At 41.1% G+C, this 23,255-nt stretch carries 19 protein-coding genes and 3 pseudogenes; 7 read left to right on the top strand and 15 right to left on the bottom strand.

Going from position 1 to position 23,255, the window contains the following annotated elements; all coding sequences use genetic code 11:
* Positions 1 to 51: 51 nt before the first annotated feature.
* From MHB64_RS09160 to MHB64_RS09150, 3 genes are all read right to left on the bottom strand, one after another.
* Positions 52 to 1,164, bottom strand: a complete 1,113-nt coding sequence (locus MHB64_RS09160) for a response regulator (RefSeq protein WP_094874452.1) — start codon at positions 1,162 to 1,164, stop codon at positions 52 to 54.
* Positions 1,161 to 4,226, bottom strand: a complete 3,066-nt coding sequence (locus MHB64_RS09155) for an ATP-binding protein (protein WP_445671632.1) — start codon at positions 4,224 to 4,226, stop codon at positions 1,161 to 1,163. The genes MHB64_RS09160 and MHB64_RS09155 overlap by 4 nt, the downstream gene beginning before the upstream one ends.
* Before the next feature lie 183 nt (positions 4,227 to 4,409).
* Positions 4,410 to 5,276 (bottom strand): LysR family transcriptional regulator, encoded by an 867-nt coding sequence (locus MHB64_RS09150; RefSeq protein ID WP_341134206.1) that lies wholly within the window; start codon positions 5,274 to 5,276, stop codon positions 4,410 to 4,412.
* Between the two features lie 124 nt (positions 5,277 to 5,400).
* Between MHB64_RS09150 and MHB64_RS09145 the strand changes: the two genes are divergently transcribed.
* From MHB64_RS09145 to MHB64_RS09130, 4 genes are all read left to right on the top strand, one after another.
* Entirely contained in the window at positions 5,401 to 5,910 is a 510-nt protein-coding gene (locus MHB64_RS09145; protein WP_341134205.1) for a GNAT family N-acetyltransferase, read from the top strand.
* A gap of 271 nt (positions 5,911 to 6,181) precedes the next feature.
* The gene (locus MHB64_RS09140; protein ID WP_341134204.1) at positions 6,182 to 7,222 is read left to right on the top strand and encodes an ROK family protein; all 1,041 of its coding nucleotides are present in this window, start codon (positions 6,182 to 6,184) and stop codon (positions 7,220 to 7,222) included.
* Between the two features lie 29 nt (positions 7,223 to 7,251).
* Positions 7,252 to 7,869 carry a sugar O-acetyltransferase gene (locus MHB64_RS09135; RefSeq protein ID WP_341134203.1) on the top strand — a complete coding sequence of 206 codons (618 nt, stop codon included), beginning with the start codon at positions 7,252 to 7,254 and terminating at the stop codon, positions 7,867 to 7,869.
* A gap of 66 nt (positions 7,870 to 7,935) precedes the next feature.
* A complete protein-coding gene (locus tag MHB64_RS09130; RefSeq protein WP_341136060.1) occupies positions 7,936 to 9,135 on the top strand; it encodes an MFS transporter in 1,200 nt (399 codons plus the stop codon).
* A 116-nt stretch (positions 9,136 to 9,251) separates the two neighbouring features.
* Here MHB64_RS09130 and MHB64_RS09125 read toward each other — a convergent pair whose 3' ends face one another.
* Positions 9,252 to 10,010: an HAD family hydrolase gene (locus MHB64_RS09125; RefSeq protein ID WP_341134202.1), complete on the bottom strand. Its 759-nt coding sequence runs from the start codon at positions 10,008 to 10,010 to the stop codon at positions 9,252 to 9,254.
* A gap of 80 nt (positions 10,011 to 10,090) precedes the next feature.
* Between MHB64_RS09125 and MHB64_RS09120 the strand changes: the two genes are divergently transcribed.
* On the top strand, positions 10,091 to 10,780 hold the full coding sequence (locus MHB64_RS09120; protein WP_341134201.1) for a Crp/Fnr family transcriptional regulator: 690 nt from the start codon (positions 10,091 to 10,093) through the stop codon (positions 10,778 to 10,780).
* 16 nt (positions 10,781 to 10,796) lie between these two features.
* Here the strand turns inward: MHB64_RS09120 and MHB64_RS09115 are convergent, their stop codons facing one another.
* From MHB64_RS09115 to MHB64_RS09105, 3 genes are all read right to left on the bottom strand, one after another.
* Positions 10,797 to 11,135, bottom strand: coding sequence for a hypothetical protein (locus MHB64_RS09115; RefSeq protein ID WP_341134200.1), 339 nt, complete (start codon positions 11,133 to 11,135; stop codon positions 10,797 to 10,799).
* Between the two features lie 420 nt (positions 11,136 to 11,555).
* The gene (locus MHB64_RS09110; RefSeq protein ID WP_094879051.1) at positions 11,556 to 12,032 is read right to left on the bottom strand and encodes an SMI1/KNR4 family protein; all 477 of its coding nucleotides are present in this window, start codon (positions 12,030 to 12,032) and stop codon (positions 11,556 to 11,558) included.
* A 21-nt stretch (positions 12,033 to 12,053) separates the two neighbouring features.
* Positions 12,054 to 14,159, bottom strand: coding sequence for an HNH endonuclease signature motif containing protein (locus MHB64_RS09105; RefSeq protein ID WP_341134199.1), 2,106 nt, complete (start codon positions 14,157 to 14,159; stop codon positions 12,054 to 12,056).
* A 241-nt stretch (positions 14,160 to 14,400) separates the two neighbouring features.
* Between MHB64_RS09105 and MHB64_RS09100 the strand changes: the two are divergent.
* Positions 14,401 to 14,732 (top strand): annotated as a pseudogene (locus tag MHB64_RS09100) (transposase); the annotation flags it as partial.
* A gap of 390 nt (positions 14,733 to 15,122) precedes the next feature.
* On the opposite strand, the gene MHB64_RS09095 reads toward MHB64_RS09100, so the two are convergent.
* The 5 genes and pseudogenes from MHB64_RS09095 to MHB64_RS09075 form a co-directional block, all read right to left on the bottom strand.
* Entirely contained in the window at positions 15,123 to 15,602 is a 480-nt protein-coding gene (locus MHB64_RS09095) for a DUF6985 domain-containing protein (RefSeq protein WP_094879041.1), read from the bottom strand.
* Positions 15,595 to 15,876 (bottom strand): annotated as a pseudogene (locus MHB64_RS09090) (HNH endonuclease); the annotation flags it as partial. The pseudogene MHB64_RS09090 and the gene MHB64_RS09095, both read right to left, overlap by 8 nt.
* A 199-nt stretch (positions 15,877 to 16,075) precedes the next feature.
* Positions 16,076 to 16,525 (bottom strand): hypothetical protein, encoded by a 450-nt coding sequence (locus tag MHB64_RS09085; protein ID WP_341134198.1) that lies wholly within the window; start codon positions 16,523 to 16,525, stop codon positions 16,076 to 16,078.
* Between the two features lie 506 nt (positions 16,526 to 17,031).
* Positions 17,032 to 17,385, bottom strand: coding sequence for a hypothetical protein (locus MHB64_RS09080; RefSeq protein WP_094874828.1), 354 nt, complete (start codon positions 17,383 to 17,385; stop codon positions 17,032 to 17,034).
* A complete protein-coding gene (locus tag MHB64_RS09075; RefSeq protein WP_341134197.1) occupies positions 17,385 to 19,283 on the bottom strand; it encodes a zincin-like metallopeptidase toxin domain-containing protein in 1,899 nt (632 codons plus the stop codon). Before MHB64_RS09075 ends, MHB64_RS09080 begins: the two co-directional genes overlap by 1 nt.
* 390 nt (positions 19,284 to 19,673) lie before the next feature.
* Here MHB64_RS09075 and MHB64_RS33885 point away from each other — a divergent pair.
* Positions 19,674 to 19,906, top strand: a pseudogene (locus MHB64_RS33885) (transposase); the annotation flags it as partial.
* A gap of 554 nt (positions 19,907 to 20,460) precedes the next feature.
* Here the strand turns inward: MHB64_RS33885 and MHB64_RS09065 are convergent.
* The 3 genes from MHB64_RS09065 to MHB64_RS09055 form a co-directional block, all read right to left on the bottom strand.
* Positions 20,461 to 20,712: a hypothetical protein gene (locus MHB64_RS09065; protein WP_076284165.1), complete on the bottom strand. Its 252-nt coding sequence runs from the start codon at positions 20,710 to 20,712 to the stop codon at positions 20,461 to 20,463.
* Between the two features lie 17 nt (positions 20,713 to 20,729).
* Positions 20,730 to 22,841, bottom strand: coding sequence for a hypothetical protein (locus tag MHB64_RS09060; protein ID WP_341134195.1), 2,112 nt, complete (start codon positions 22,839 to 22,841; stop codon positions 20,730 to 20,732).
* Positions 22,842 to 22,950: 109 nt separating this feature from the next.
* Complete coding sequence (locus tag MHB64_RS09055; RefSeq protein WP_094874805.1) at positions 22,951 to 23,247, bottom strand: WXG100 family type VII secretion target; 297 nt, start codon at positions 23,245 to 23,247, stop codon at positions 22,951 to 22,953.
* Positions 23,248 to 23,255 lie beyond the last annotated feature (8 nt).

The following is a 23,255-nucleotide window of genomic DNA, read 5'->3' as shown; positions in this document are numbered from 1 at the left end:
AAATAAAAAACAGAGAGATTTCTCCCTCTGCTGAACTCTTTTCATATAAAATTAGGCCAGATATGCAGCTACATGCGTTTTAAACTCCGCTGAAGGAACCATTCCCAGCTCCGAACGATAAGCCGTCTCGAATCTCTCATAGAGTCTTGTGATCTTTTCTTTATTTCCAAGTTTGGCATAAATAACAATCATTTGCTGGTTCATCTCTTCATGTAAAGGATATAAGCTTAAGAACTTTTCTAACCGTTGCTCTGCTTTAGGCCAGTCCTGTGAGGCACAATCATTGTCAATTAGGATACGCGTCCAGTTTGTATAATACTTAGCATAAACTTCCTCCAGTGAAATCTTCCACAGATAGGGCTTTCCATCCAGCAAGGGCCCCTGATATAAGAAACAAAGACGCTCCATTTGCGCAGTGTTTTGCTTCCCATCAACCATTTCTAAATGAAATCTTTGATAATCAAGCGCATCATAACTTTCATTTCCCGTCTCCAGCATATATCCATCATTCATTTTGCGGATTTCCATGCCGAAGCCTTTTTCTTTCAGCATTTTTTTCAAGAGGTATATCGTATTATACAAATTGGATGCCCCTCTCTCATCCTGCATATCAGGCCATAATAAATCTATCACTTTCCATTTGCTGATATAACGACCTGCATTACATAAGAAATAAGCGAATAATTCCTCCGCTCTGCGTGTGCGAAAATGAATAGGCTTGCCTTCTGAATCGCAGACTTCAAACCCACCGAAACAGCGGATCATCGGACCCATTTTCTTGGAATCTAGTCTCACCGCAGGTCTCATCCGTTTAACAAGTCGTTCAGTAACCCTGCTGATCGCTTCGGGTGTTATCGGCTTGAGAATATAATCTAGCGCACTTACCTCGAACGCTTCGAGTGCATAATTTTTATAGGCGGTTGTAAATACAATTTCCGGTGGATGCATCAGCTTCTGAATTCTGCTCGCCAGCTCAATGCCGTTCATTTTTGGCATTTCGACATCTATAAACACGACGTCTGGCTGTAGCTCAGGTATGCACTCCAGTGCCTCCAATGGATTTGAAAAGGTCCCACTAATGAGATAATCTGAATTGCGGCTGATCAGTACCTTCATCAAATTCAAAATCGGTTTCTCATCTTCAACAATCACTACACGAATCATCTTGTGTCTCCCCCCATGCCCCCAAGGCTTACTGGTAAATACATCGTCACTTTGGTCCCATACCCAAGGTCAGAATGAATCGTTAAAGTGGCTCCGGGTATAGCGCCTATGCGCTTTCGAATGTTATGGATACCGATACTGCCATCCAACTGCTCGTTTCCGGTTAATTGATATAACAGATCATCTGGTATTCCCACACCATCATCTTCGATGATAACTTTCATGTAGTTCCCTCCAGCTTGAACGGTGAGCGAAACTCTGCCCTGACCCTCTTTTTCAAACAGTCCATGTCTGATCGCATTTTCGACAAATGGCTGAATACATAAGGATGGGATTTCAACAGAACGCAGACCCTCATCCATACGGAAAATAAAATCGAACCGCTCTCCAAAACGAGCCTTTTCAATCTCCACGTAGGCTTGAATCAGCTCTAACTCCCGGTGCAAAGGAACCACTAAAGTGGAACGATCCATATCGAGAATATAACGAATGTATTGGCTTAGCATAGATAACAAATAGGCGGCTTTCTCGCCATCTGTATAGCAGAAAGAGATCACGCTGCTCAGTGCGTTATACAGAAAATGAGGCTTAATTTGGGCCTGATGAAAAGCATACTCATTTCGTATAGCTTCCTGAATCGATGTTTTCATCGCAATCAGCGTATGGATTCTCGCAATCAGCGTCTCTCCATCAAAGGGCTTCGTGATATAATCATTCGCCCCTGCTCGGAAACCTAATGCAATATCCGTTGGCGCGTCCTTAACTGTAGCAAACAGAATAGGTAAATTCAGAATGGAGTAATGCAATCGCAAGGTTCGGCACAACTCAATGCCTGAAATTTCCGGCATCATGACATCCAATATCACTAGATCCACATTGGGGTATTGCTTCATTTTGTCCATCGCTTCATTCGCCGAAAACGCCGTAATTACATTGTAACGATGCCGTCTTAGAATGTTCAGTAGAATATGGATATTAGATGCTTCATCATCCACGATTAAGATCGTATAACCACCACTCTGATCCATAATATCAAGCGAGGTATGCTCAAATTGCGCATGTTGCTCCACGCCCGTAGCAGCTACTTCATGATAGCCTGGAATCCGCTCTATTTTGGGCAAGGTGAAGATCATTCGAGTGCCATGGCCGATCTCGGACCAATCTACCCAAATCTCACCACCCATCCGCTCGATCAGTTTCCTGCTAATGTACAAGCCAATTCCCATTCCAGTGTAACCATCTTGTGGCAGCGGTTTATCGACTTGCTCAAAATATTCGAATATGGCTGTTTGCAGATCTGAAGCTATTCCAGTTCCCGTATCCTCCACTGTGACAGATACTGTATTCCCTGCTACACTGGCCGTGATCTTAATGATTCCTTTATCTGTATGCTTAATTGCATTGTGAACCAGATTGTACATGACTTGTCTTAATCGACTATCATCTGCCAGAACCCAAATATTAGGTTCCACTTGGTTATCTAATACAACGGACTTTCCTGCTAGTTCGAACTGAAGTACATCAAATACAATCTGTGAAGCCACCCTTAGATCAACCACTGTCTGCTGCAATCTTAACTCACCATGCTTCAAAAGACTCACATCAATCAAATCCTGAATGAGCATAGACAGCTTAGTAGAAGTGTCCTTAATTAACCAAAGATTCTGTTTCTGTATAGGATACAGATTATCTTCCCCGTCTTCTAATAAAAACGATGTCATATTCATAATGCCATGCAGCGGAGTCTTGATCTCATGAGAGGTGTTCATTAGAAATTCATCTTTAAGCTGGTTCGAGATTAGCAACTGGCGGGACAGCGTTTCCGTCTTGTCATACGTGTTGGAGAATCGTACAGCTAACATAATGTTGAAGAACACAATAAAACCAATCACTCCGAATTTACCCACCAAATCAGTCTGTAGAACATTTTCAGAATAAAGACTTACATCAAAGAAAAAAATCAGGAGCGAGATCGCCCCGCCAATGAACAGAAACAATTCTTTGCGATCCGTCGTTTCGCTCTGACTGCGAAGATATAAATAGATCATTCTTACGATGATCACTAGCATAACGATTCCAAGATAGGCTACAAACAAATATTTCGCACGAATATGTACACCATACGGGAGCACCAAAACCGAAGCCAGATAAAGGACAAATGGAGATAATACGAGCCTCATCCTCTTACTTGACATTAACCGGGACTCAACCGAGCAGTAAAACATAATAATGATAATTGCGCCGATAAACTGGCTAATTTCCAACAACTTGTAAACTTGTTCAAAAGGTACCCTGGGTAGTAGCTGCTGAAATATTTTCTCGCCATATAGTGAATTATTCAATGAGAGAATTAGCAAATATAAACCGCTGAGTAAGTATGCTTTTTCTCTACGCCCCACGAAAAAGAAGCTGAGATGGTATGCCCCAAACATGCCCAGTATCAAAATAATTCCAATATCTGAGCCGATCTGAATACTGTTCACTTTGGTAATATCCGCATGGACGCCCAGCGGGATTGAATTCACGATCCCTCCCGTAATAAAGTTGAAGTTAGACACTTGTAATACAATTTCTATCTCTGGGGTATTGGAATGAAAAAAAACCGTATACGGCGTATTTCCTGGCTTAAAGAACTCACTGTCCGTTGATGGAACCCCGCTCTCTCCCTCTTGCTTCCCATTGATAAATAACTTTTGAGACATACGGATACTTCTTATTTTCAAACCAAGAATCTCATCCGAATCTTTGACCAGCACTTTGAGTCTGTAGGTGCCCGCACCTTTGCGGTCCATCCCACCTTCTATAATCTTACCTTTCCATGTGCCTGGGACCGTTAAATAGGTAGATTGCTTATCTATTTTGGGCTGAATCTCAGATGGACTCAGTAATTCATTTTCATAAAACTCCCATTCTCCGTCCAGATCAACTAGTCCCTGCTTTTCAAAATCCCATCCTGATAAATCCAGTACGCCATGCTTTGCCACCGGGGTATCAAGGACCTGAATCGTTGGGGAATTTATACTTACTAATAGGGAAAAGGCAAGAATAAAAAACAACCCCATCCCGACTAATCCACGGTATTTCTTCGTCCTCAACCTTCAGGCTCCTCTCTTTGCGAGTAATTCTACTATTCTACCCTGCTGATCTCACCAAAATCTCGCAAATTCCCGCCTGTAAACTAATTCCAGACCCTTCATACTTTGCTGACGTTACTCAGTATAATCGGCACATAGGTAGGCGTCTATCTACTCTTTTATCCTATCCACCCCAAGCATCTCCAGCCCAAGCCGTACACGAATATCTTCTGCATTCTCAGTTAAATAAAGAGCGTAAGCTTTGATAATCGGCGTGTCTAACTCACATTGAAGTTGAAATAGCTTTAGCTGATCGAGATAAGGTTGGGCTATAGATCGTGGTAGAAATCCAAAGCCTGCTCCTAGTAGCAGCATGTCCAGCATAATCATCGAGTGATCAGTTTGAAGTATAGGCACATAGCCCGTTCCAACGATACTAGTAAACCATTCCGGAAACGGACCTCCCCACTCTAAATGACAATACTCCCGCTGAAAAAAATCCTCCCTGCTTACAGGCGTTTCTCTTAATTGTGTGGAGACCAGAATAATCTCATCTTCAAACAGGAGATGTCTGGTCACCTTAGGATGTTCCGGCGGGTCATATTTAATAGCAACCTGGACTATTCCGTCCAGCAAAAGATCACGTATCATATAGCTAGAATCAATATAACTTAGGAATTTGATGGCTACCTTGGGATGATCACGTCTAAATGAAAGAATATGCTGCAGGTAATAATAATGCCATACGGACCCGGGTCCACTCAAAATGATATAGTTCTCCAGTTCTTCGGATAGAGTCACCTTACTCTCTTCAAACAAACGAAGCATCCGCTCAGCATAGGGAACAAAAGATATCCCTGCCTGCGTTAAGCTAACATTCCGGTTATCACGTGTAAGGAGCACCTTGCCCACGGAGTTTTCTAAAGCTTTTATTCTTGCGGTAACGGCGGACTGGGAGATATGTAGATGCTCTGAGGCCTTGGTGAAATTTCGAATTCTGCATACCGCCAAAAAAGCTTCTAATTGAGATAAGTCCATGGATAACACCCTCTATGATTCAAAATATTAATGATTACGATCTATAAAATTCGTTATACAAATTATATGTATTCAGTTATGATTTCGCTATATTTTTAAACTTATAAGTGCTGGAGGAATTTATATGGTTAGCAAAGTGAGCATCGAACAATTACTAACGATTGAAGAATCAATAGATGAGCTTTCAAAGCTTCTGACACTGGTGGTGAAGGATGGAGCCTCCGTTGGTTTCTTACCACCGCTAGATCCATCAGCTGCTACATTATATTGGCACAATGTTTTGGCGCCCGATGTGATTCTTTTTGTCGCAAGAATGAATGATATTATCGTGGGAAGTGTACAACTACATTTATGTACAAAAGCAAACGGAACGCATCGAGCCGAAATCGCAAAGCTAATGACACACCCTAATTATCGCCGTAATGGTATTGCTCGTTCTCTTATGGAAAAAGCCGAAGAAAGAGCTAAGCAGGAAGAACGATCGTTATTAGTGCTTGATACAAGAGAAGGCGACCCTTCCAATCTCCTTTATACTTCAATGGATTACATACAAGCTGGACGTATACCGAGCTATGCAATATCAGCAAATGGTGCATTACAAGCGACGATTTTTTATTATAAAATCATTGGCTAGACATTTTGAACTTAAAAACATTCTAAATGGAAGTGTAGCGGAGGGGAAGTTTGGAACTGTAGGAGCGATAGCGCCCGCCTTTGTCACCGGATTTCAACCGTGAAGCACGGTATATAATCAAGAAATCTGGGGACAACAGCGGCCGGAAGTGCAACGCAGTCACGCAATTACCTTAATAGATAAATCTTAAGTTCAACTAATATAGACATTTGTGAAACACCAAGTTATAGTATTGATAATACTTTTAATAACTATTTTCAAAAGTCTAGAGGTGAATAAAATAAACCAAATCGCAAACAATTCTATTCGTGTTAAAAAGATAAATCAGGAGCTCATCAAGCAAGCCTTGAAATCGATGAAAGAAGGAACCAAATCAACGATTGCTACCGCCACCGGGTTAAGTGTTGCCACTTGCGGAAATATTCTGAATGAGCTTATGGAGACAGGTGAAGTCATTGAGACGGAGCTGGAGGCTTCGAATGGAGGTCGGCCGGCCCGAAGATTCATCTATAATGTCGATTTCTCCTACATCGCATGCATCTATGCCAAAATTGAAGATGGCCAACAATCCTTAACCTATGCCGTAACGAATTCCGTTGGCGAGCGTGTAGATGATGGATATATCAAGGCTGAGAGTATTGACGCTACAACCGTTGATCATTTAGTAGGCACACTAATTCAAGCCTATAACAACATCAAAGCCGTTGGCATTGGAATCCCGGGACTGGCTCACCGTGGTGTCATTAATATTTGTGATATCAAGACTTTAATTCATGCTCCCTTAGAGTCACTCCTCAGAGAGAAATATGAGGTTGAAGTCACAGTCGAAAATGATATGAATCTAACCGTTTACGGATTCTATAAGCAGCAGGATTACGAAGAGGATAAAACCATCGTCGTGTTGACCTTTATCAAAGGAGCCTTTCCAGGTGCAGGGATGATGATCGACGGGCATATCCACAAAGGCAATACTAGATTCGCGGGTGAAGTCTCCTTTTTACCGTTTGGAATGTCACGTGAGGAGCAATTTATCCGTTTGGGGCAGACGGAAACGTTTATCCCCTTGGCAGCGCATACCATCGCCTCATTGACAGCAGTTATTAACCCTGAAACGATAGCACTCACAGGCGAACAAGTTAAACAAGAGGATGTGCCACTTATCTATCAAAGTTGTCTGGCGTTCATTCCAGAAGAGCATATGCCTCATCTAATTGTGCTGGATCACCCTGATGATTATTACATGAACGGATTAATTGCGATCACGCTGGAAAGCTTGACCTATTCGTTGCAGCTGGTTGAAAAGCGCCGGTAAACCAACAAGAACTTCAGGAGGAATTACGAATGGCAACAAACAAAGAGAATATGATTGCAGGAAAGCTTTACATGGCTGGTGGAGAAGAATTAGCTAGAGACAGTAAAAGATCCAGAATGCTCACTCGTTTATTTAACAATACGACGGAAGAACAAGGCGAATATAGAGTAGAATTACTTAAGCAATTATTCGAGTCTACAGGTGAATCGTTGCATATTGAGCCACCTTTCCGCTGCGATTATGGCAGCAATATTACCGTCGGAAATAACTTTTACGCCAATTTCGACTGCATTATCCTGGACGTAGCAAACGTAACAATAGGTGAGAATGTTCTCTTTGGACCTAGAGTAAGTGTATATACCGCTGGCCACCCCATCGATGCGGACGTTCGAATTAGTCTGCTCGAATTCGGTACACCGATTACCATTGGAAACAATGTCTGGGTTGGCGGAAATGCCGTAATCAATCCTGGGGTAAATATCGGCAACAATGTAATCATCGGCGCAGGTTCAGTCGTGACAAAAGATATCCCTGACAATGTAATTGCGGTGGGAAATCCTTGCAGAGTGCTAAGAGAAATTACAGAGGACGATAAACAACACTGGGAAAAGCTTAAAGAAGAGTACTACAGAGACACCGAGCAATAAAGATACCCGATTCCGGAGGTTCTCAAGTTGAAAAAGCGTTTTGGAGGATTTAACAAGGTTTATGCCATGCAATTGGCAACGATCTTCTTGGGTTTTATTGTGTTTGGGATATCAGAAAATATTAAAGGGCCAGCCATTCCAAGAATTCAGTTTGACTTCAGTCTCGACGAAAAGCAGCTGGGCACCCTTTTATCCCTAAACGCACTGGGTTATTTGATCGCCTGTTCCTTTACAGCTGTATTGGTTCGGAAGTGGGGGATCAAGGCTGTCAGTATTATTGCTTTCGCATCCATGATATTCTCTGGCGTTCTAATTTACATCTCACATAGCTATCCCCTCTTCTCGGCTTCATACTTCCTGATGTATATCGGAAACGGAATGCTTGAGATTGGACTTGCCATTCTGGGAGCACGTATCTTCGTTAAAAATACCGGGACCATGATGAACTTATCCCATTTCTTTTACGGATTCAGTTCCACGTTAGCTCCCCTACTGGCAACAGGGCTGATGACGGTAAGTGTATTCGGTCATACTCTGGATTGGCGCGGAATGTATCTAATAATGCTTAGCCTTTCTTTACTGCCTATTGTATTTGCCTTACGGAGTACGTTTCCGGGTGATGATCTTCCGCATGAGGACCGAATCCCTTTAAAAACGCTCGTTCGTGATCCTGCTCTATGGCTCATGGTCCTAATCCTTTCCTTCGGGGTAGTGTCGGAGCTTGCTGTAGGCGGATGGCTCGTAAACTTCCTTGAAAAAGCATACCTGTGGGATACGGTTACTGCATCCGGGATGCTGTCTACCTTCTTTCTCTGCTTCTCGTTAGCAAGACTCCTACTCGGACCCGTTACTGATAAGATTGGATTTAACCTATCGCTTATCATCTTTTCAGCCTTCTCTGCCCTGTGTACGTTTGCCGCAATTTTGGGTGGAGAAAAGCTCGCATTTCTATTTGCCGCTGCAGGAATCGGGATTGCGATGATTTATCCCACGGTTATGGCTTTTATCGCCAAAAGATATCCACATGGCAGCGACACCGCCATCACATTTACAGTCACTTTAATGGGAGTAGGTAGCGTAATCGGCAACTATGCTATAGGGGCAGTGATCGAAGGTGTAAAGCGGCTTTACGATACGGAGTCACAAACAGGCTTGCTACGCGGACTTCAAGCTGGCTATGGTTTTATCGGATTATGTGCGGCGATATGTGCAATATCCGGTTGTGTGTTATATCGTTATTTACATCGCCGCCAAGAACTTATCTAACCTCATCTATATTACTTAACAAACCTGTCGATTTAATCGGCAGGTTTTTTGGATTTCAACTATAGCTTCCCTGTATGTGCTGCACCGAAAGGTGACCAAGATCATCAGTTGATGGACTAAGCGATCCGCAGCCCACTCATTAGCTCCAGTATTTTTCTAACAATTTGCTCCTCTTCGTTGCTCACCTTTTCCATTGCCAATTCACCAAGCTCTGTGTGTTCTCCAACACAAACCGAATGAGCGGAATGTCTAAACATTTCTATGTCGTTAGCATCGTTACCAAAAGCAATAAATCGCTGCATTTCTACGCCTAATTGTTGTAATCCTGTCCATTTATTTATGCCTTTAGGGCTAATATCTATAATGTCCTCTTGACCATGTCTATAAATCACAACAGGTAGTTTATGTAGCTGATCTAATAACTGTTCTCCGTTTAGGCTATTCAAAATAACTATCTTCACAAGCTCATCTAGCTCAGATGGATTTACATTTTTGGCAAGTTGTTCTGGATCTACATTTCTCCGAATGGGATGATCATCAGAACCCGAATATGAATAATCCCAGTGACTGTCAATCAAATAAGCTGCATTAAACTCTTCTATTAATTTCAAGAGGATGTCCGAAGTTTGCGCGTCAAAATGTATCGTCGAAATAACCTCTCCGCCTTTTGCAATAAATGCACCATTCCCGCCAACCATTGAAAAATGGTGCATATGTGCAGGCAACACAGGCAATAAATCACGAATAGGCCGGGCTGACGCAAAAATAACCTCATGTCCTTTTTCAATTAGAGTATCCAAGACTTGTACGATTCGTTTACTCAAAGGTTTGCCGCTAAAACATATGGTTCCATCTAAATCAAAAATAAATTTCATCGTCTATATCCTCCCCTTTTTCTCTATAATAACGAGTTCGTATATAATAGAAAGGACCGATGTCCAAAAAGGAGTACGCAATGAAAACTATTCAGGATCCAAATCTTATAGCACATTACATTACACAATTTAATCTAAATCAAGTATTCACGACATCAAAACATGCTTTAATTCAGTTACGTGTCTATGAGCAGAATGAAATCATTTTGCATGAGGGCGATGAGCTGGACGGAATTTATTTTCAAGTGGAGGGGCGTACTAAGGTCTCTTCTAGTGTGGGAACGGGAAAATCCTTGTTATTACGGTTCTGCTCACCCTTGTCATTATTCGGGGACATTGAATACGTGCAGGAGGTTGTGGTCCAATCCCAAGTGGAAGCGGTACAACAAACCTCTCTCTTATTTATCCCGAAACAAAAGATTGAGTCTGACCTAATGGACAACCATAGCTTTAAAGACTTATTGCTGAAACATCTTTCTTACAAGCTTCTAACCTGCACATCCGCATCACGAACGAACTTACTAGGCGCTGTCGAGGAACGACTTGCAAGTTATTTATTAACGATTAAGCTCGAGCGGGAGTTTGGAAAAGAAATTCAGACACCCTATATCCCAGATATAGCTTCGTTAATTGGGACTACTCCCCGCCATTTAAACCGTGTCATTCAGCGGCTCACCGACACGGAGATCTTATATAAAGTTAAGCAAGAAATTGTCGTGCTCGATTGGGAACGCTTGGACGAAATGTCTAACGGAATAAGATTTGAATAACCTAAAAGCCCATCATTTAATTGAAGATAAAATGATCGATGTCATCATAACGGATATCGATTTTTTCTCCGTTTCTTTTGACAAGATTTATATACAGAGGAGCTGCATCAACACTTCCGCCACCAACTAATACATGGTAGTCATCATTGATTTCATATTTGCGGATGTACAAACCTGAACCGACGTCTTCAAAGGGATACCCTTTAAAATCCTCCCACGACAACGCCTCGCCTTGCTGAGCTAGATCCCGTACTTCATCCATGGACAATATCGCAGCTTTTTTATCATTACAGGCTGAAAGTATAATCGTCAAAGCAAACAATAACAGCATTATCAAGTTACGCTTACTTCTCATTCATAAACCTCCAAACTTTATATTTTGTTATTTATAGGAAAATATAATGTAATAATAACATAGCTTAGACTAGATGTTAAAAAGGAGTAAAGCCCTTTTGGGGGTGCTTTACTCCTCTTGAAATCTTTACTAGGGAGGGATATTGGATGGGTCCGCAAGCTGTGACACTGGAAAATGAATATAAAAAAACAAGTCAATCATGGGGGTATCTGACCATAATAGACCTGTTCTATGTAAGGCTCTAGCTTAATTAGGTTATACCTTTCAAGCATTACTGTGCGTACAAACGAAATGACGAAATCTTTATACGGGTATTACTTAGCTTAATTGTGTTACTGGTTGAATAAAGAATTCATTCGGCACTGGGTAGCCCCCACCCTTGAATGGAAGCAAAAAGGCGTAAACAAAATTTTGCAAGACTCATTCGGTTAACATATTTAGAAACTCATCAAAGCTGTTACTTGTAAAATAAGTTACAGGGTCTAAATCTGAAGATTCTTCATGATTCCAAACGCAAACAGATGGCTGTATTTTATCAGTATTTCTATAGTCTAAACACACAAAGTCACCTGCAAATAGAACAGCTATTGGTAATAACTCAGTACCTACTAAGTTTTCGTCTGAAACAATTCTCTCATCTAACTGAGTTCTAACTACTCCTATATCGTAGAATTCATCATCCCTCTCCCCAGTTACCTTCAAGATACTTAAAAATCTATCAATTGCATAACTATGGTTGTTACACATAAAACTATCTTTTACAGGAGAAGCACCATTAAATTTTTTTATAAATTCTTTATATTCATCCGGTAATTTAATTCTCCACTTGTTTTCTTTTTCAGTCAGCAGAACATCATCCGGCAATGGATATATTATAGTTTCATCCTTAACTTCCATGTCTCTACCTCCTAAAAAATATTATCTCGGAGCGTCAGCCCACATACCTGCCGTCCGCCCACCATTGTGAGGTGTAATATTGTGAATACCAAATGGAACAAGTTCCATTTTACCAGGGATTTCCGTATGATGCCACGTCATTCCTTTTCTTGTGCCACCTATCTGCTCATCTAACCACTTAAACTGTTCTTTATCCGATAACTTCCAAGATTTTTCTGGTAGCTGAACAGTTTCTTTAACTACACCTGCACCGGCAAAATCAGCAAATCCATATCTCATTCCATCAACTTTTGTAACCTTTATTTCAGGAATATGTCTATTTGCTACTGCCATTTCTTTTATCTTTCTTTTTTGAGCAGCAGACAAGCTATCCCCACCAGGGATAGTATCATCCCAAGACCAAGGTTTGTTTGAATCAACTTGTTCTTTGTATATTTTTGCATAATCTTCAATTACTTCATTAAAATTCTTATTCCCATTTATAAAGTCATCTATATTTTTTAGATTTGCTTTATTTGCTTTACCCGTCCCCTCAATCTTACCACCTTTCACATCCCCAAACCCATTCATCTCATTTATATAATGCTCCTGCACAAATGTTTTGGGCAGTGAATTCGAATCCATGGGGATCTTTCCTACACTCAAAGGCACACCTTCTGGCGTGCTTAAAAATGGCTTGAATCTCGGGAGTTCAGCCAAGTGACCGGAATTCTGAAGGACTTTATTAAGGTCTTTCACGCCTTCCATCGCTTTAGTGGCAAAATCTTGTACCCCATCGGCCACTTTTCCTACCTTTGTACCCTTAGTCACAGATAGCCCCGGTACCAATACAGAAGCAGCTGCACCCAGCATGGAAGCCTTTTCCTCCGGCGTTCCCTCATTAAAGTTATGATACATCTTCTTCGCTGCTTCTGCCAATACTTCTGGATGTTGCATGATATAAGATGCTGTATCTGCCATTTCCTGTGTCGTCTTCTCCGGGTCTATGACAAAATGGAATGTAAACGTCACTGTATCCACTACACCCATAACGGTTTCCTCGATAAGAGATCCTACAAATGCCCGCGTAACCGCATCCGCTTGTACTACTTTTTTCCGCCATTCGGTCATTCCGTAGGTTGATTCCAACCACGAATAATATGCCGATAACGAATTGGTCTCGTTAGGTTTTAATACATGCGCATTAAAATAGTTGAGTGTTATCTCATTTTTATTGTTATATGCGGTAATCGGTGTCCCATCTGGAAGCTTCATCGGCGGAATATTCAGTCGTTCCCCTACGAGTTGGCGCTTAGCCCAGGCTCCCTGATCTCCTGGTTCCATCGCCATTCGGAGCATTAGCATATACGATTCATTCTGAACTAATGGTACGCTGCTGGTAGTAATCGACGGATCATAATCACACGCCTTAACCACTGGCTTCTTGAAATAACCGCTTAGATCCTTACCTGCTTTGTAATGGACTTCGTCTATGCCTAGATATTTCAGCTTTTGGCGTGCGTCTTCCGCCAGCTTATGCATTGCGTCCATTTGAGTCTTGTTTCCAAACGCTTGATATACTTTATATGCGGTCTGCGCTTTTGCGATTTGATCCCGTGCCTGGTAGATATCCTTCAGCTTGCTATGGGCTGCAATAGAGTCGATCGTTCCCAGTCCGGAATTCTTAACCGTTGTTTGGAGTTTCTGCACCAAAGGATCGCTATTCAACTCATCCCGTCCCATTAAAGCAGCAACCGAGGTGATCAGTTTCGTGACTATCTTCTGGGCATACGTTGGGATCGGAAACTGTCCACTTGCACTGCCTCCCCCAAGTTTTCCGAACATCCCTCCAAGAGTACCAAGCTGCTGAAAAAGTTGATTAGCCTGCCTCTTGTTCTCATCCTGTGCACCTTGAACACCTTTTACTGCAAGACGAATAATATCTTCAAGCTTTTCAGCTTCTACCGTCAGTTCATTGATAAGTGTCTGAGCTCGTATCAAATCTGAACCCAGCGGAATACCACCCCAGTTATTGGTCTGACCTCTCAGCTGCAAGTAAAGCCGGTTGGTATCTTGGCTTACCAGTTTGATTTTTGTCTGCAGGCGTTCGACTTCATCTTCTTTAAATACCATTTTGTCCAATGCCATTTATGACCTCCAGTTCTTACATTTAGACCATCCAATGCAATACTTCCTTCGACCCCACAGGTCTTTATGTACTACTTCATCTTTAAAAACTTAAGTATTTGGAGCGCATACCTAACCTATATATCGGCTTTACTTCCCATTATTTTACTTTAAATCCTTTCTTTTAATTTCTTTAATTCTAATCACTGCTGTAAGAATAAGTAGATAGCAAAAAAACAGGTGAAGGGTTGGGGAAACACATGTGACTTTGGACAAAACACAATTGCGAGAGTTTATCAAGGAGAGTAATTTAGTTTCTGCAAAAGATGAGCAGAATGCCTTAAAGGATCTATCTACCGAAACGATTCAGGAGATGTTAGAAGCCGAAATGGATACTCATTTGGGCTATGGCAAGCATGAAGACAGGGCGAAACTCACACCAAACAGTCTCAACGGAAAGAGTCGGAAAACGGTAGTCAGTGAGTAGAGCAGGAAATCGTTATCCCTCGAGACTGTCCATGGTAGTTTGAGCCTATTGTCGTTAAGAAGTATCCATCGCACAAAACGGGATCGAAGAACAAATTAGTTACCTTACCTGTATATGTTGACTGGTCGTCACCAGATTGCTTTCGTACACCCTAAACATCGTTACAAGGGTCAGTTAAGTTGCGGATAAAGTCCTATTCTTTGCATTTCACCTTTACTATAGTTGTCGTGCTATCCATCTTGAAAGGTGCGTTTTTTTCTTTCTCAGTATCACATTTTACAGTTGCGAGTAATTTTGAAAAAAACGCAGATAACAAAGGTAACAAAAAACAGGTCAATCATGGTTGTATCTGACCATAATCGACCTGTTTTATGTAACGCTTTAGCGTTAAATAGATTATACTTTTCAAGCATTACTGTACGTACAAGCGAATTGAAGAAATCTTTATACGGGTATTACAGGGGTTAAGCGTGTTACTGGTTGCCCCCGACTTCAGATTATAGAACTATATCTTGGAAGCCTACCTCAACTATTTCTTCATCCTCAATTTTCACGGCAAGCCCATGCTCTATTTCCCAAGTACAATTAAAAAGCAAACCAATTCTTCTAATTCCATTCTTACGTACTCTTCTTATAGTCAATTGAGTGGGTTCAACTAATTTGCCCATTTCTTCTTTATTCTCTATAATTGGTGCAATCTTATCAGCTTCATCCTCTCCTACCATATCTCTATACTCCATATAAACTTCTTGATAATAGTCAAAGATAGCATCCTCTATTTTCGTTATCATATTTTCCATATTGCCAACAAAATTAATATACGCTTCTTTTTGAGCATCTTGAAATTCACCTTCTTCGTTTCCATCAATACTTAAAATAACAATTCTCTCTTGTCCAAAGATCTTTACCTTCTGCTTTCCACTCCAGTATAAATCGTATGAAATTCCACCGAATAATTCATGGTTAAGGCTAGCCATTATGCCATTCTCCTAACTTTTCTTTAATATTATGTTCTCCTACTCCACCCAAGTGATTAAACGTTCCATTAATTTTGCCTGGTACAAGTTGCATACTCTCAAGATCATTTAGTTCATGCCAAGTGTAATTGTTGTCATCTCGCCAATCTGCTACATCATCAGCAGTCCATTTTTTCTCAGGAGTCGACCATTGATTAGCCAGTGTCTCATCAGCATTAGCAAAATTCTTTCTTCTATCATTAGTCATATTAGGGATTTTAACCTCGCCCTTGGTAAAAGGGAAAAATTCGGAATTGCATTCTTATATTCTACTCCATCAACACCTGCTTCATCCAGATACTCTTTAACTTCAGGTTTCTCAGAGACAAACTTAGACTCTCCTCTTTCTGCTTCCCATGTACCATTATTCTTTGGTGTACGGTCTAATCTCTCTTTATAAGAACTATACTTTGGTGTTACGTCATACCCTTTTGTTACATCAGCACCTTACCCGCCCCCTCAACCGCCTTCACTTCTACATCCTTTATTGAATGATTACTCTCACTCTTCCCTTCCAGCTTCTCTCTTAATATCCGGTCCATTTCATTCTTAAAATTGATTTGCATCGGAGTCTGTGGAAGTGCCGGGGTATCTACATCTAGATTATTTATCTTGAATTGAAAACCTTCATTTGTGCTGAATGCCGGCAACGGTTTTTGTACCTCAAAACCTTTTACAGAATCTAAACCTTTTGGAGGCTTTAGACCTCCGCCTCCTGTAGGAAGCAAAGATTTTTCTACCGGACCATACAACAGAGTTACCATTCCCAGACTGTTGAGCCAATGATCCGCTGACCATGCTTCGTCTGGATTAAATGCTCCTTTCGCCATCTCCACTGTTCCAAGTGTTAACCAATCCGCAAACTTCTCCTTTGAATCAAACATATGCTCTGATCGATCTTTGGCTGCCTCATATATCCCGACCGGGATATCTCCTGTTATCCCTAATGTTAACCAGTTGAAAAAGTCATAGGGGGAGTCTGTGGCCTTATCCGCACGAGTTCTTAATGTACCTACAAAACCCGTTCCAATCTCTTTAAAACTGTCTATCGATTTATAAAAGGCATTTTTTAGAATCCTCGGGTTTTGCTTGATCCTCCGTTTTATTCTTTCTAAAAAATCACTGTAGGGTAATCTACAATTGGGATAAATTCGAAGAATCCGCAAGAAAACGAACATAAAAAAACAGGTTGACTATGGTGGTATCTAACCATAATCGACCTGCTAGACGTAACGCTATTGCGTTATTTAAGTTATAAACCTAAGCATTGCCGTGCGTACAAACAAAATAGTAAAAATCTTTATATAGGTAATATATGAGATATATGTGTCATTGTTTGAATGATGGATTGAGTCGGCAAATGATTGATTCCCCTCGAGTTTAGACTCTTTTACTCATCATGATCTTCATCAAAGATAGCTTCAAACTCTTCATCGCTATAATTTCTATTGCTTGGTATATGATAACGTTGAGGTATCCCGTTATGATCTAGCACATGATCAACAGCACCGTCTTCATCAGAAACAACGAAAGTAATTTCGTCATCACCTTCATAATCTTTAGGAGTTATATCCGCCAAAACAAGCCACACACAACCCTTAATTCTATAAAACTCATTATAAAATCTAACAGACTTTTCTATATCATCATGTATAACTCCATACAGTTTAAACTTATCCTTATAATCTCGGGCTATCTTCAAAGCTTGGTTAGCTGTTAGATTAGTATTTATTCTTTCTTGCATTAATCATCAAATCCTTTCCAATTCGATAAAGGCCATTGTCCGTTCCTTAGTTTGAATATATATCTTTGTGCTTCATATATTTCTTCAATACTAAATTCACCTTTATTTTTCATAATTTCTCTATAAACATACTCTTCCTTTTCTAAAGTCGATAATTTCATATAATTTTCTTTTCCAAGTTCTCCAAAGTGCTTAGCGTGATAAGATTCATGAACTACACTTAAGTAAGAAGCATCAGGTCTTAATACGATCTGTCCAGTATTTGGATTGAAACCTCCCACAGCCTTTTCAGGTAGAATAGTTCCCTTCTTATCCATAATAACTTTTATATTATTTAAATTCATTTCGCTTTTAAACTTCTTTATGTCTCTGATACTCATAATTCTTAATCCATCAGTGGTTAATTTATTTTGTCCACTAACAGGCATTTCTTCCCATAATTTAAAATCAATAGTCTCTTGCACTAGATCTATTTCTTTTGGAATCTTTGGCTTTAGCAATCCGCCTTCTGTGGATAATAAAGATTTTTCTACCGGACCATACAACAGAGTTACCATTCCCAGACTGTTGAGCCAATGATCCGCTGACCATGCTTCGTCTGGATTAAATGCTCCTTTCGCCATCTCCACTGTTCCAAGTGTTAACCAATCCGCGAACTTCTCCTTTGAATCAAACATATGCTCTGATCGATCTTTGGCTGCCTCATATATCCCGACCGGGATATCTCCTGTTATCCCTAATGTTAACCAGTTGAAAAAGTCATAGGGGGAGTCTGTGGCCTTATCCGCACGAGTTCTTAATGTACCTACAAAACCCGTTCCAATCTCTTTAAAACTGTCTATCGATTTATAAAAGGCATTTTTAGAATCCTCGGGTTTTGCTTGATCCTCCGTTTTATTCTTTCTAAACAGATTATAGGAATCCAGTTGGGCGACTGATGAAGTCAATTTTATAACATCTCCCCAAGCCTTTCCACCTTGGTTTGTCATCACGTGTACACCCAGACTTACTCCAGTAGCAATCATCTGTTCCATGGTGGTTTGAATGCCTTCCAGTTGGCCTTTTGCCCAGGCTCCCTTCTCCCCTTTTTCCATTGCCGTCCGTAGTAGCAACTGATACGCTTCATTCTGAACTAGTGGTACGCTTCTACTAGTGATAGACGGATCATAATCACATGCCTTAACCACTGGTTTCTTAAAATAAGTGCTTAGATCCTTACCCGCCTGGTACTGGACCTCGTCTATACCCAAGGATTCCAGCTTCTTGCGTGCGTCTTCCGCTAGCTTATGCATTGCGTCCATTTGAGTCTGATTTCCAAACGCTTGATATACCTTATAGGCGGTTTGCGCCTTCGCGATCTGATCCCGCGCCAGGTAGATATCCTTCAGCTTGCTTTGCGCGGCTATGGAGTCGATCGTTCCCAGTCCTGAATTTTTAACAGTTGCTTGGAGTTTCTGCACCATAGGATCCCTCTTCAACTCATCCCAACCCATCAGAGTAGCAACCGAGGTGATCAGATTCGTGACTGCTTTCTGAGCCGTCGTCGGGATAGAAGAATTCCCTATTGCACTTCCGCCCCCAAACCTTTCGAACATACCGCCAAGAACACCGAGCTGTTGAAAAAGTTGATTGGCCTGCCTCTTGTTCTCATCCTGTGCGCCTTGAACACCTTTTATTGCGCCTCGAATGATGTCTTCCAGTTTTTCCGCTTCTACCGTCAGTTCGTTGATAAGCGTCTGAGCTCGTACCAAATCTGGACCCAGCGGAATCCCACCCCAGTTATTGGTCTGACCTCTCAGCTGCAAGTACAGCCGGTTGGTATCTTGGCTTACCAGTCTGATTTTTGTCTGCAGGCGTTCGACTTCATCTTCTTTAAATACCATTTTGCCCAATGCCATCTATGACCTCCAGTTCTTACACTTAGACCATCCAATGCACTACTTTTTTCGACCCCACAGGTCTTTATGTACTACTTCATCTTTAAAAACTTAAGCATTTGGAGTCGCACACCTAACCTATATATCGGCTTGACTTCCCATTATTTTACTCTAAATCCTTTCTTATATTTTTTGATTCTAATGACTGCTGTAAGAATAAGTAGATAGTAAAAAAACAGGTTGATTCTTGTATCTGATGCTTTATATTATTTAATTAACATTGTTAGAAATTCTTCGAAGTACTTACTTGTCAAATAAGTCTCTAAAATATATTGTGTAAACTCTTAAACCATTTAAATGAAAATAATAGAAGGGTTGGGGAAACACATGTGACTTTGGACAAAACAACAATTGCGGGAGTTTATCAAGGACAGTAATTTGGTTTCTGTAAAAAATGAGCAGAATGCCTTAAGGATCTATTTACCGAAACGATTCAGGAGATGTTAAAAACCGAAATGGATACTCATTTGGGCTATGGCAAGCATGAAGTCAGGGCGAAGCTCACACCCAACAGTCTCCACGGAAAGAGTCGGAAAACGGTAGTCAGTGAGTATGGAGAGCAGGAAATCGTTATCCCTCGAGACTGTCTATGGTAGTTTGAGCCTCTTGCCGTTAAAAATCCATCGCACAAAACGTGATCGAATAACAAATTAGTTACCTTACCTGTATATGTTGACTGGTCGTCACCAGATTTCTTTTCTGCATCGTAATCGTCGTTGCAAGTGTCAGTTAAGTTGCGGTCAAAGTCCTATTCTTTGCATTTCACCTTTACTATAGTTGTCGCGCTATCCTTCTTTAAAGGTACGATAGCGTCTTCCTCTCCCTCACTATCGCCACAGGGTAATCTACAGTTGCGAGTAAATTTGAATAAACCGTAAGAAAGCGAACATAACAAAAAACAGGTTAATCATGGTGATATCTGACCATAATCAACCTGTTCATTGCAACGGAATAGCGTTATTAAGTTATAAAATTAAAGCATCTTATGTGCGTACAACCGAAAGGGAGAAATCTTCAAACAGGTATTACATGGGTTATTTGTGTTATTGGGTGGATGATAAGTTCATTCGGCACTGGGTAGCCCCACCAATGAAAAAAACCTTGAAAGGCACGAAGCCAATCAAGGTTTTCATTAACATTAAGATTCAAATGTAGTTCTATCGGGGAAATGTCCATTTTCCCTAATGAAACAAACTGATAACTTTTGTGCTGCTCTATCGAAATAAAATTTTGTTGAAATGTTCGGGTCAGGAATCGGGTCTAATTCGGCAAACTTCCTTGTTATTTTATTTAATTCAATTCTCCCCATAACAATCTCATTCGGACCAAATTTATAAATAACCTTTTCCTCATCTTCCATTTCCTTAAGTAACAAAACGAATGAAGCCAATATATGTCTCCTCCTTATTATGGATTCCACGGACGACCTGATTCTAAAGTTTTATCATGTGCTGTCCTATAATTTGTTTTGAAGATTCCTTCGAATCTCGACTCAAACAATTCATGATTTAGTAAATCTATATCACTTTGATTGTACGTCCCTTTTTGTAGTCGTTCCCAAGCTTGAGCAATATCATAATCAGCATCAAAGCGCCCAACACCATGATCTTTTATATGTTCTTTGATAAACAAATGCTCCTTTATTCTCTGAACCCTACTATCCTTCATACCAGTATTTCTTGTTATTGATGCTACATCCGTGGTTGAACTCCTAAAAGTATCGTACATTTCATCGGCTTTATCAAGATTTCTTAAATATTCATCCGGGTCAAAAATATCAGATTTCCCACCTGACTGAACTTTACCCGTCCCCTCAAGAACCCCTTTCTTCTCTATCTCTTTAAGTAATTCCTTCTCTTTCTTTAAATACTCGCCGTAATTTGAGGTTTCTCGGGCGGCTTTACTTTCCCCAATGTTCTCCAATACTTTCTTTCTGATCTCTTCAAAATTGGGTACCTTTATCTTCGACAGCTTCCCACTTACAAATTTCATCGTACTTGCAAGTACTTTGCTTCCCGCCCTGATCGCTACATCTCCCGCACCTGCAATTACGGTATTGACTCCAACCGTAGCTATCCGTTCTCCTAAGCTTTGCTTTCCATCATCCCGATAATCATTAATGGTATCAAATGCTTCTCCTATCGTACCACTGATTGCACCCGATACCATCGATTTCAATAAAGTTGGTGAGAATTTCCCTAGCATGCCTGGGGTCTTTACTGCTTTTAAATACTTAAACGGTAGTCCTATGCTGATTAGTTGCCCTGCAAATTGCCCAGCCTTTTTCCCGTACGGATCGTCCATAGGATCTACATAACCCTTCGGTTTCGGTCCTACAATCCAATCGGTGATCGTTCCTGCCATTCCAAACGACGCCGTATCGATGGCATGGGTCAGAATACTACTTCCGCCCTCTAAAATATTGGCAATTGTCTGATTTCCAACGCCACTTCCCAGTAGACGGTTTTTGTCCGCTACCTCCTTCTCATGTTTTTCATAATAGGCCTTTGTCTCTGCAAATCTCCGATCCTGTTCCTCTATCGATAGGTCAAACCAGTACGTACCTTGCAATCGCTTGATTACTTCAGGATTGTTCCGATTTAAGATATCCTCATCCGAAACAAAATCATGTGGGTCATATGATCCTATCGTAGACTGTGGCTTCATCATTGCCAATTGTTGCTTCGCCCAGTCCCCCTTCGTGCCTTTCTCCATCGACATTCGTAGCAGAAATGCATATTTTTCATTCTCCATAAGTGGTACACTTTTGGTGGTAATCGACGGATCATAATCACACGACTTGACCGCCGCCTGCTTGAAATAGCCGCTTAGATCTTTCCCCACCTGGTACTGAACCGCGTCGACTCCCATGGATTCCAGCTTCTTGCGTGCGTCTTCCGCCAGCTTATGCATTGCATCCATTTGCGCTTGGTTCCCGAATGTTTGATATACCTTATAGGCGGTTTGCGCCTTCGCGATCTGATCCCGCGTTAGGTAGATATCCTTCAGCTTACTTTGCGCGGCTATGGAGTCGATCGTTCCCAGTCCTGAATTTTTAACAGTTGCCTGGAGCTTCTGCACCATAGGATCCCTACTCAACTCATCCCAACCCCTCAGAGTAGCAACCGAGGTGATCAGATTCGTGACTGCTTTCTGAGCCGTCGTCGGGATAGAAGACTTCCCTATTGCACTTCCGCCCCCAAACCTTTCGAACATACCGCCAAGAACACCAAGCTGTTGAAAAAGTTGATTGGCCTGCCTCTTGTTCTCATCCTGTGCGCCTTGAACACCTTTTATTGCGCCTCGAATGATGTCTTCCAGTTTTTCCGCTTCTACCGTCAGTTCGTTGATGATTATCTGCGCCTGCACCTGGTTTGATCCTAATGGGATACCACTCCAGTTACTAGCTTGACCTTTCAACTGGAGATACAACCGATTGGTGTCCTGGCTTACCTGTCTTATTTTCGTCTGCAGGCGCTCGACTTCCTCTACGTTAAATGTAAGCTTCGTTGACGCCATGTGATTCCCCCTGCTTGCTTCTAATAAAATTAGCTATGCAGCACTCTGCATAGCTAATTGCATTCTTATGTAGTGGGGCTCATGTTGTTGAAAGTATATTGATAGATTCTTAGAAACCTTTTTGAGAGTTCTTAATATTTTTAGAAAGTTCTGAATAACTCTTAGATACATTATTCATATGAGTTCCAATATCCTCAAGCGCTTTGCCAAATGCATCGAAAGTTTTCTGCATACTTTTTACCTTTTCGGCAAAATCTCTAGCTGCTGCATCCTCCCAAATACTATTCAGATTCGTTGCTGTCGTCATAATTTTTTTCATTAATGCATCGTACTCTTGTTTTTGTTTCAAAACCGTATTTGCCTGCGATGCCAATCCCTCGTAACTCAATGTAACTTTGTCTGCCATTCTTAACC

This window comes from Paenibacillus sp. FSL K6-2859 (genome assembly GCF_038008265.1).
Taxonomy (GTDB): domain Bacteria; phylum Bacillota; class Bacilli; order Paenibacillales; family Paenibacillaceae; genus Paenibacillus_AQ; species Paenibacillus_AQ nitricinens.
This window is presented reverse-complemented; position numbering and strand designations above follow the sequence as displayed.

Bases quoted from the DNA above. Each gene is read 5' to 3' on its own strand.
- MHB64_RS09160 (WP_094874452.1), bottom strand. From the start codon at position 1,164: ATGATTCGTGTAGTGATTGTTGAAGATGAGAAACCGATTTTGAATTTG.
- MHB64_RS09155 (WP_445671632.1), bottom strand. From the start codon at position 4,226: ATGGGGTTGTTTTTTATTCTTGCCTTTTCCCTATTAGTAAGTATAAAT.
- MHB64_RS09150 (WP_341134206.1), bottom strand. From the start codon at position 5,276: ATGGACTTATCTCAATTAGAAGCTTTTTTGGCGGTATGCAGAATTCGA.
- MHB64_RS09145 (WP_341134205.1), top strand. From the start codon at position 5,401: ATGGTTAGCAAAGTGAGCATCGAACAATTACTAACGATTGAAGAATCA.
- MHB64_RS09135 (WP_341134203.1), top strand. From the start codon at position 7,252: ATGGCAACAAACAAAGAGAATATGATTGCAGGAAAGCTTTACATGGCT.
- MHB64_RS09130 (WP_341136060.1), top strand. From the start codon at position 7,936: ATGCAATTGGCAACGATCTTCTTGGGTTTTATTGTGTTTGGGATATCA.
- MHB64_RS09125 (WP_341134202.1), bottom strand. From the start codon at position 10,010: ATGAAATTTATTTTTGATTTAGATGGAACCATATGTTTTAGCGGCAAA.
- MHB64_RS09120 (WP_341134201.1), top strand. From the start codon at position 10,091: ATGAAAACTATTCAGGATCCAAATCTTATAGCACATTACATTACACAA.
- MHB64_RS09115 (WP_341134200.1), bottom strand. From the start codon at position 11,135: ATGAGAAGTAAGCGTAACTTGATAATGCTGTTATTGTTTGCTTTGACG.
- MHB64_RS09110 (WP_094879051.1), bottom strand. From the start codon at position 12,032: ATGGAAGTTAAGGATGAAACTATAATATATCCATTGCCGGATGATGTT.
- MHB64_RS09105 (WP_341134199.1), bottom strand. From the start codon at position 14,159: ATGGCATTGGACAAAATGGTATTTAAAGAAGATGAAGTCGAACGCCTG.
- MHB64_RS09095 (WP_094879041.1), bottom strand. From the start codon at position 15,602: ATGGCTAGCCTTAACCATGAATTATTCGGTGGAATTTCATACGATTTA.
- MHB64_RS09085 (WP_341134198.1), bottom strand. From the start codon at position 16,525: ATGTTTGATTCAAAGGAGAAGTTTGCGGATTGGTTAACACTTGGAACA.
- MHB64_RS09080 (WP_094874828.1), bottom strand. From the start codon at position 17,385: ATGCAAGAAAGAATAAATACTAATCTAACAGCTAACCAAGCTTTGAAG.
- MHB64_RS09075 (WP_341134197.1), bottom strand. From the start codon at position 19,283: ATGGCATTGGGCAAAATGGTATTTAAAGAAGATGAAGTCGAACGCCTG.
- MHB64_RS09060 (WP_341134195.1), bottom strand. From the start codon at position 22,841: ATGGCGTCAACGAAGCTTACATTTAACGTAGAGGAAGTCGAGCGCCTG.
- MHB64_RS09055 (WP_094874805.1), bottom strand. From the start codon at position 23,247: ATGGCAGACAAAGTTACATTGAGTTACGAGGGATTGGCATCGCAGGCA.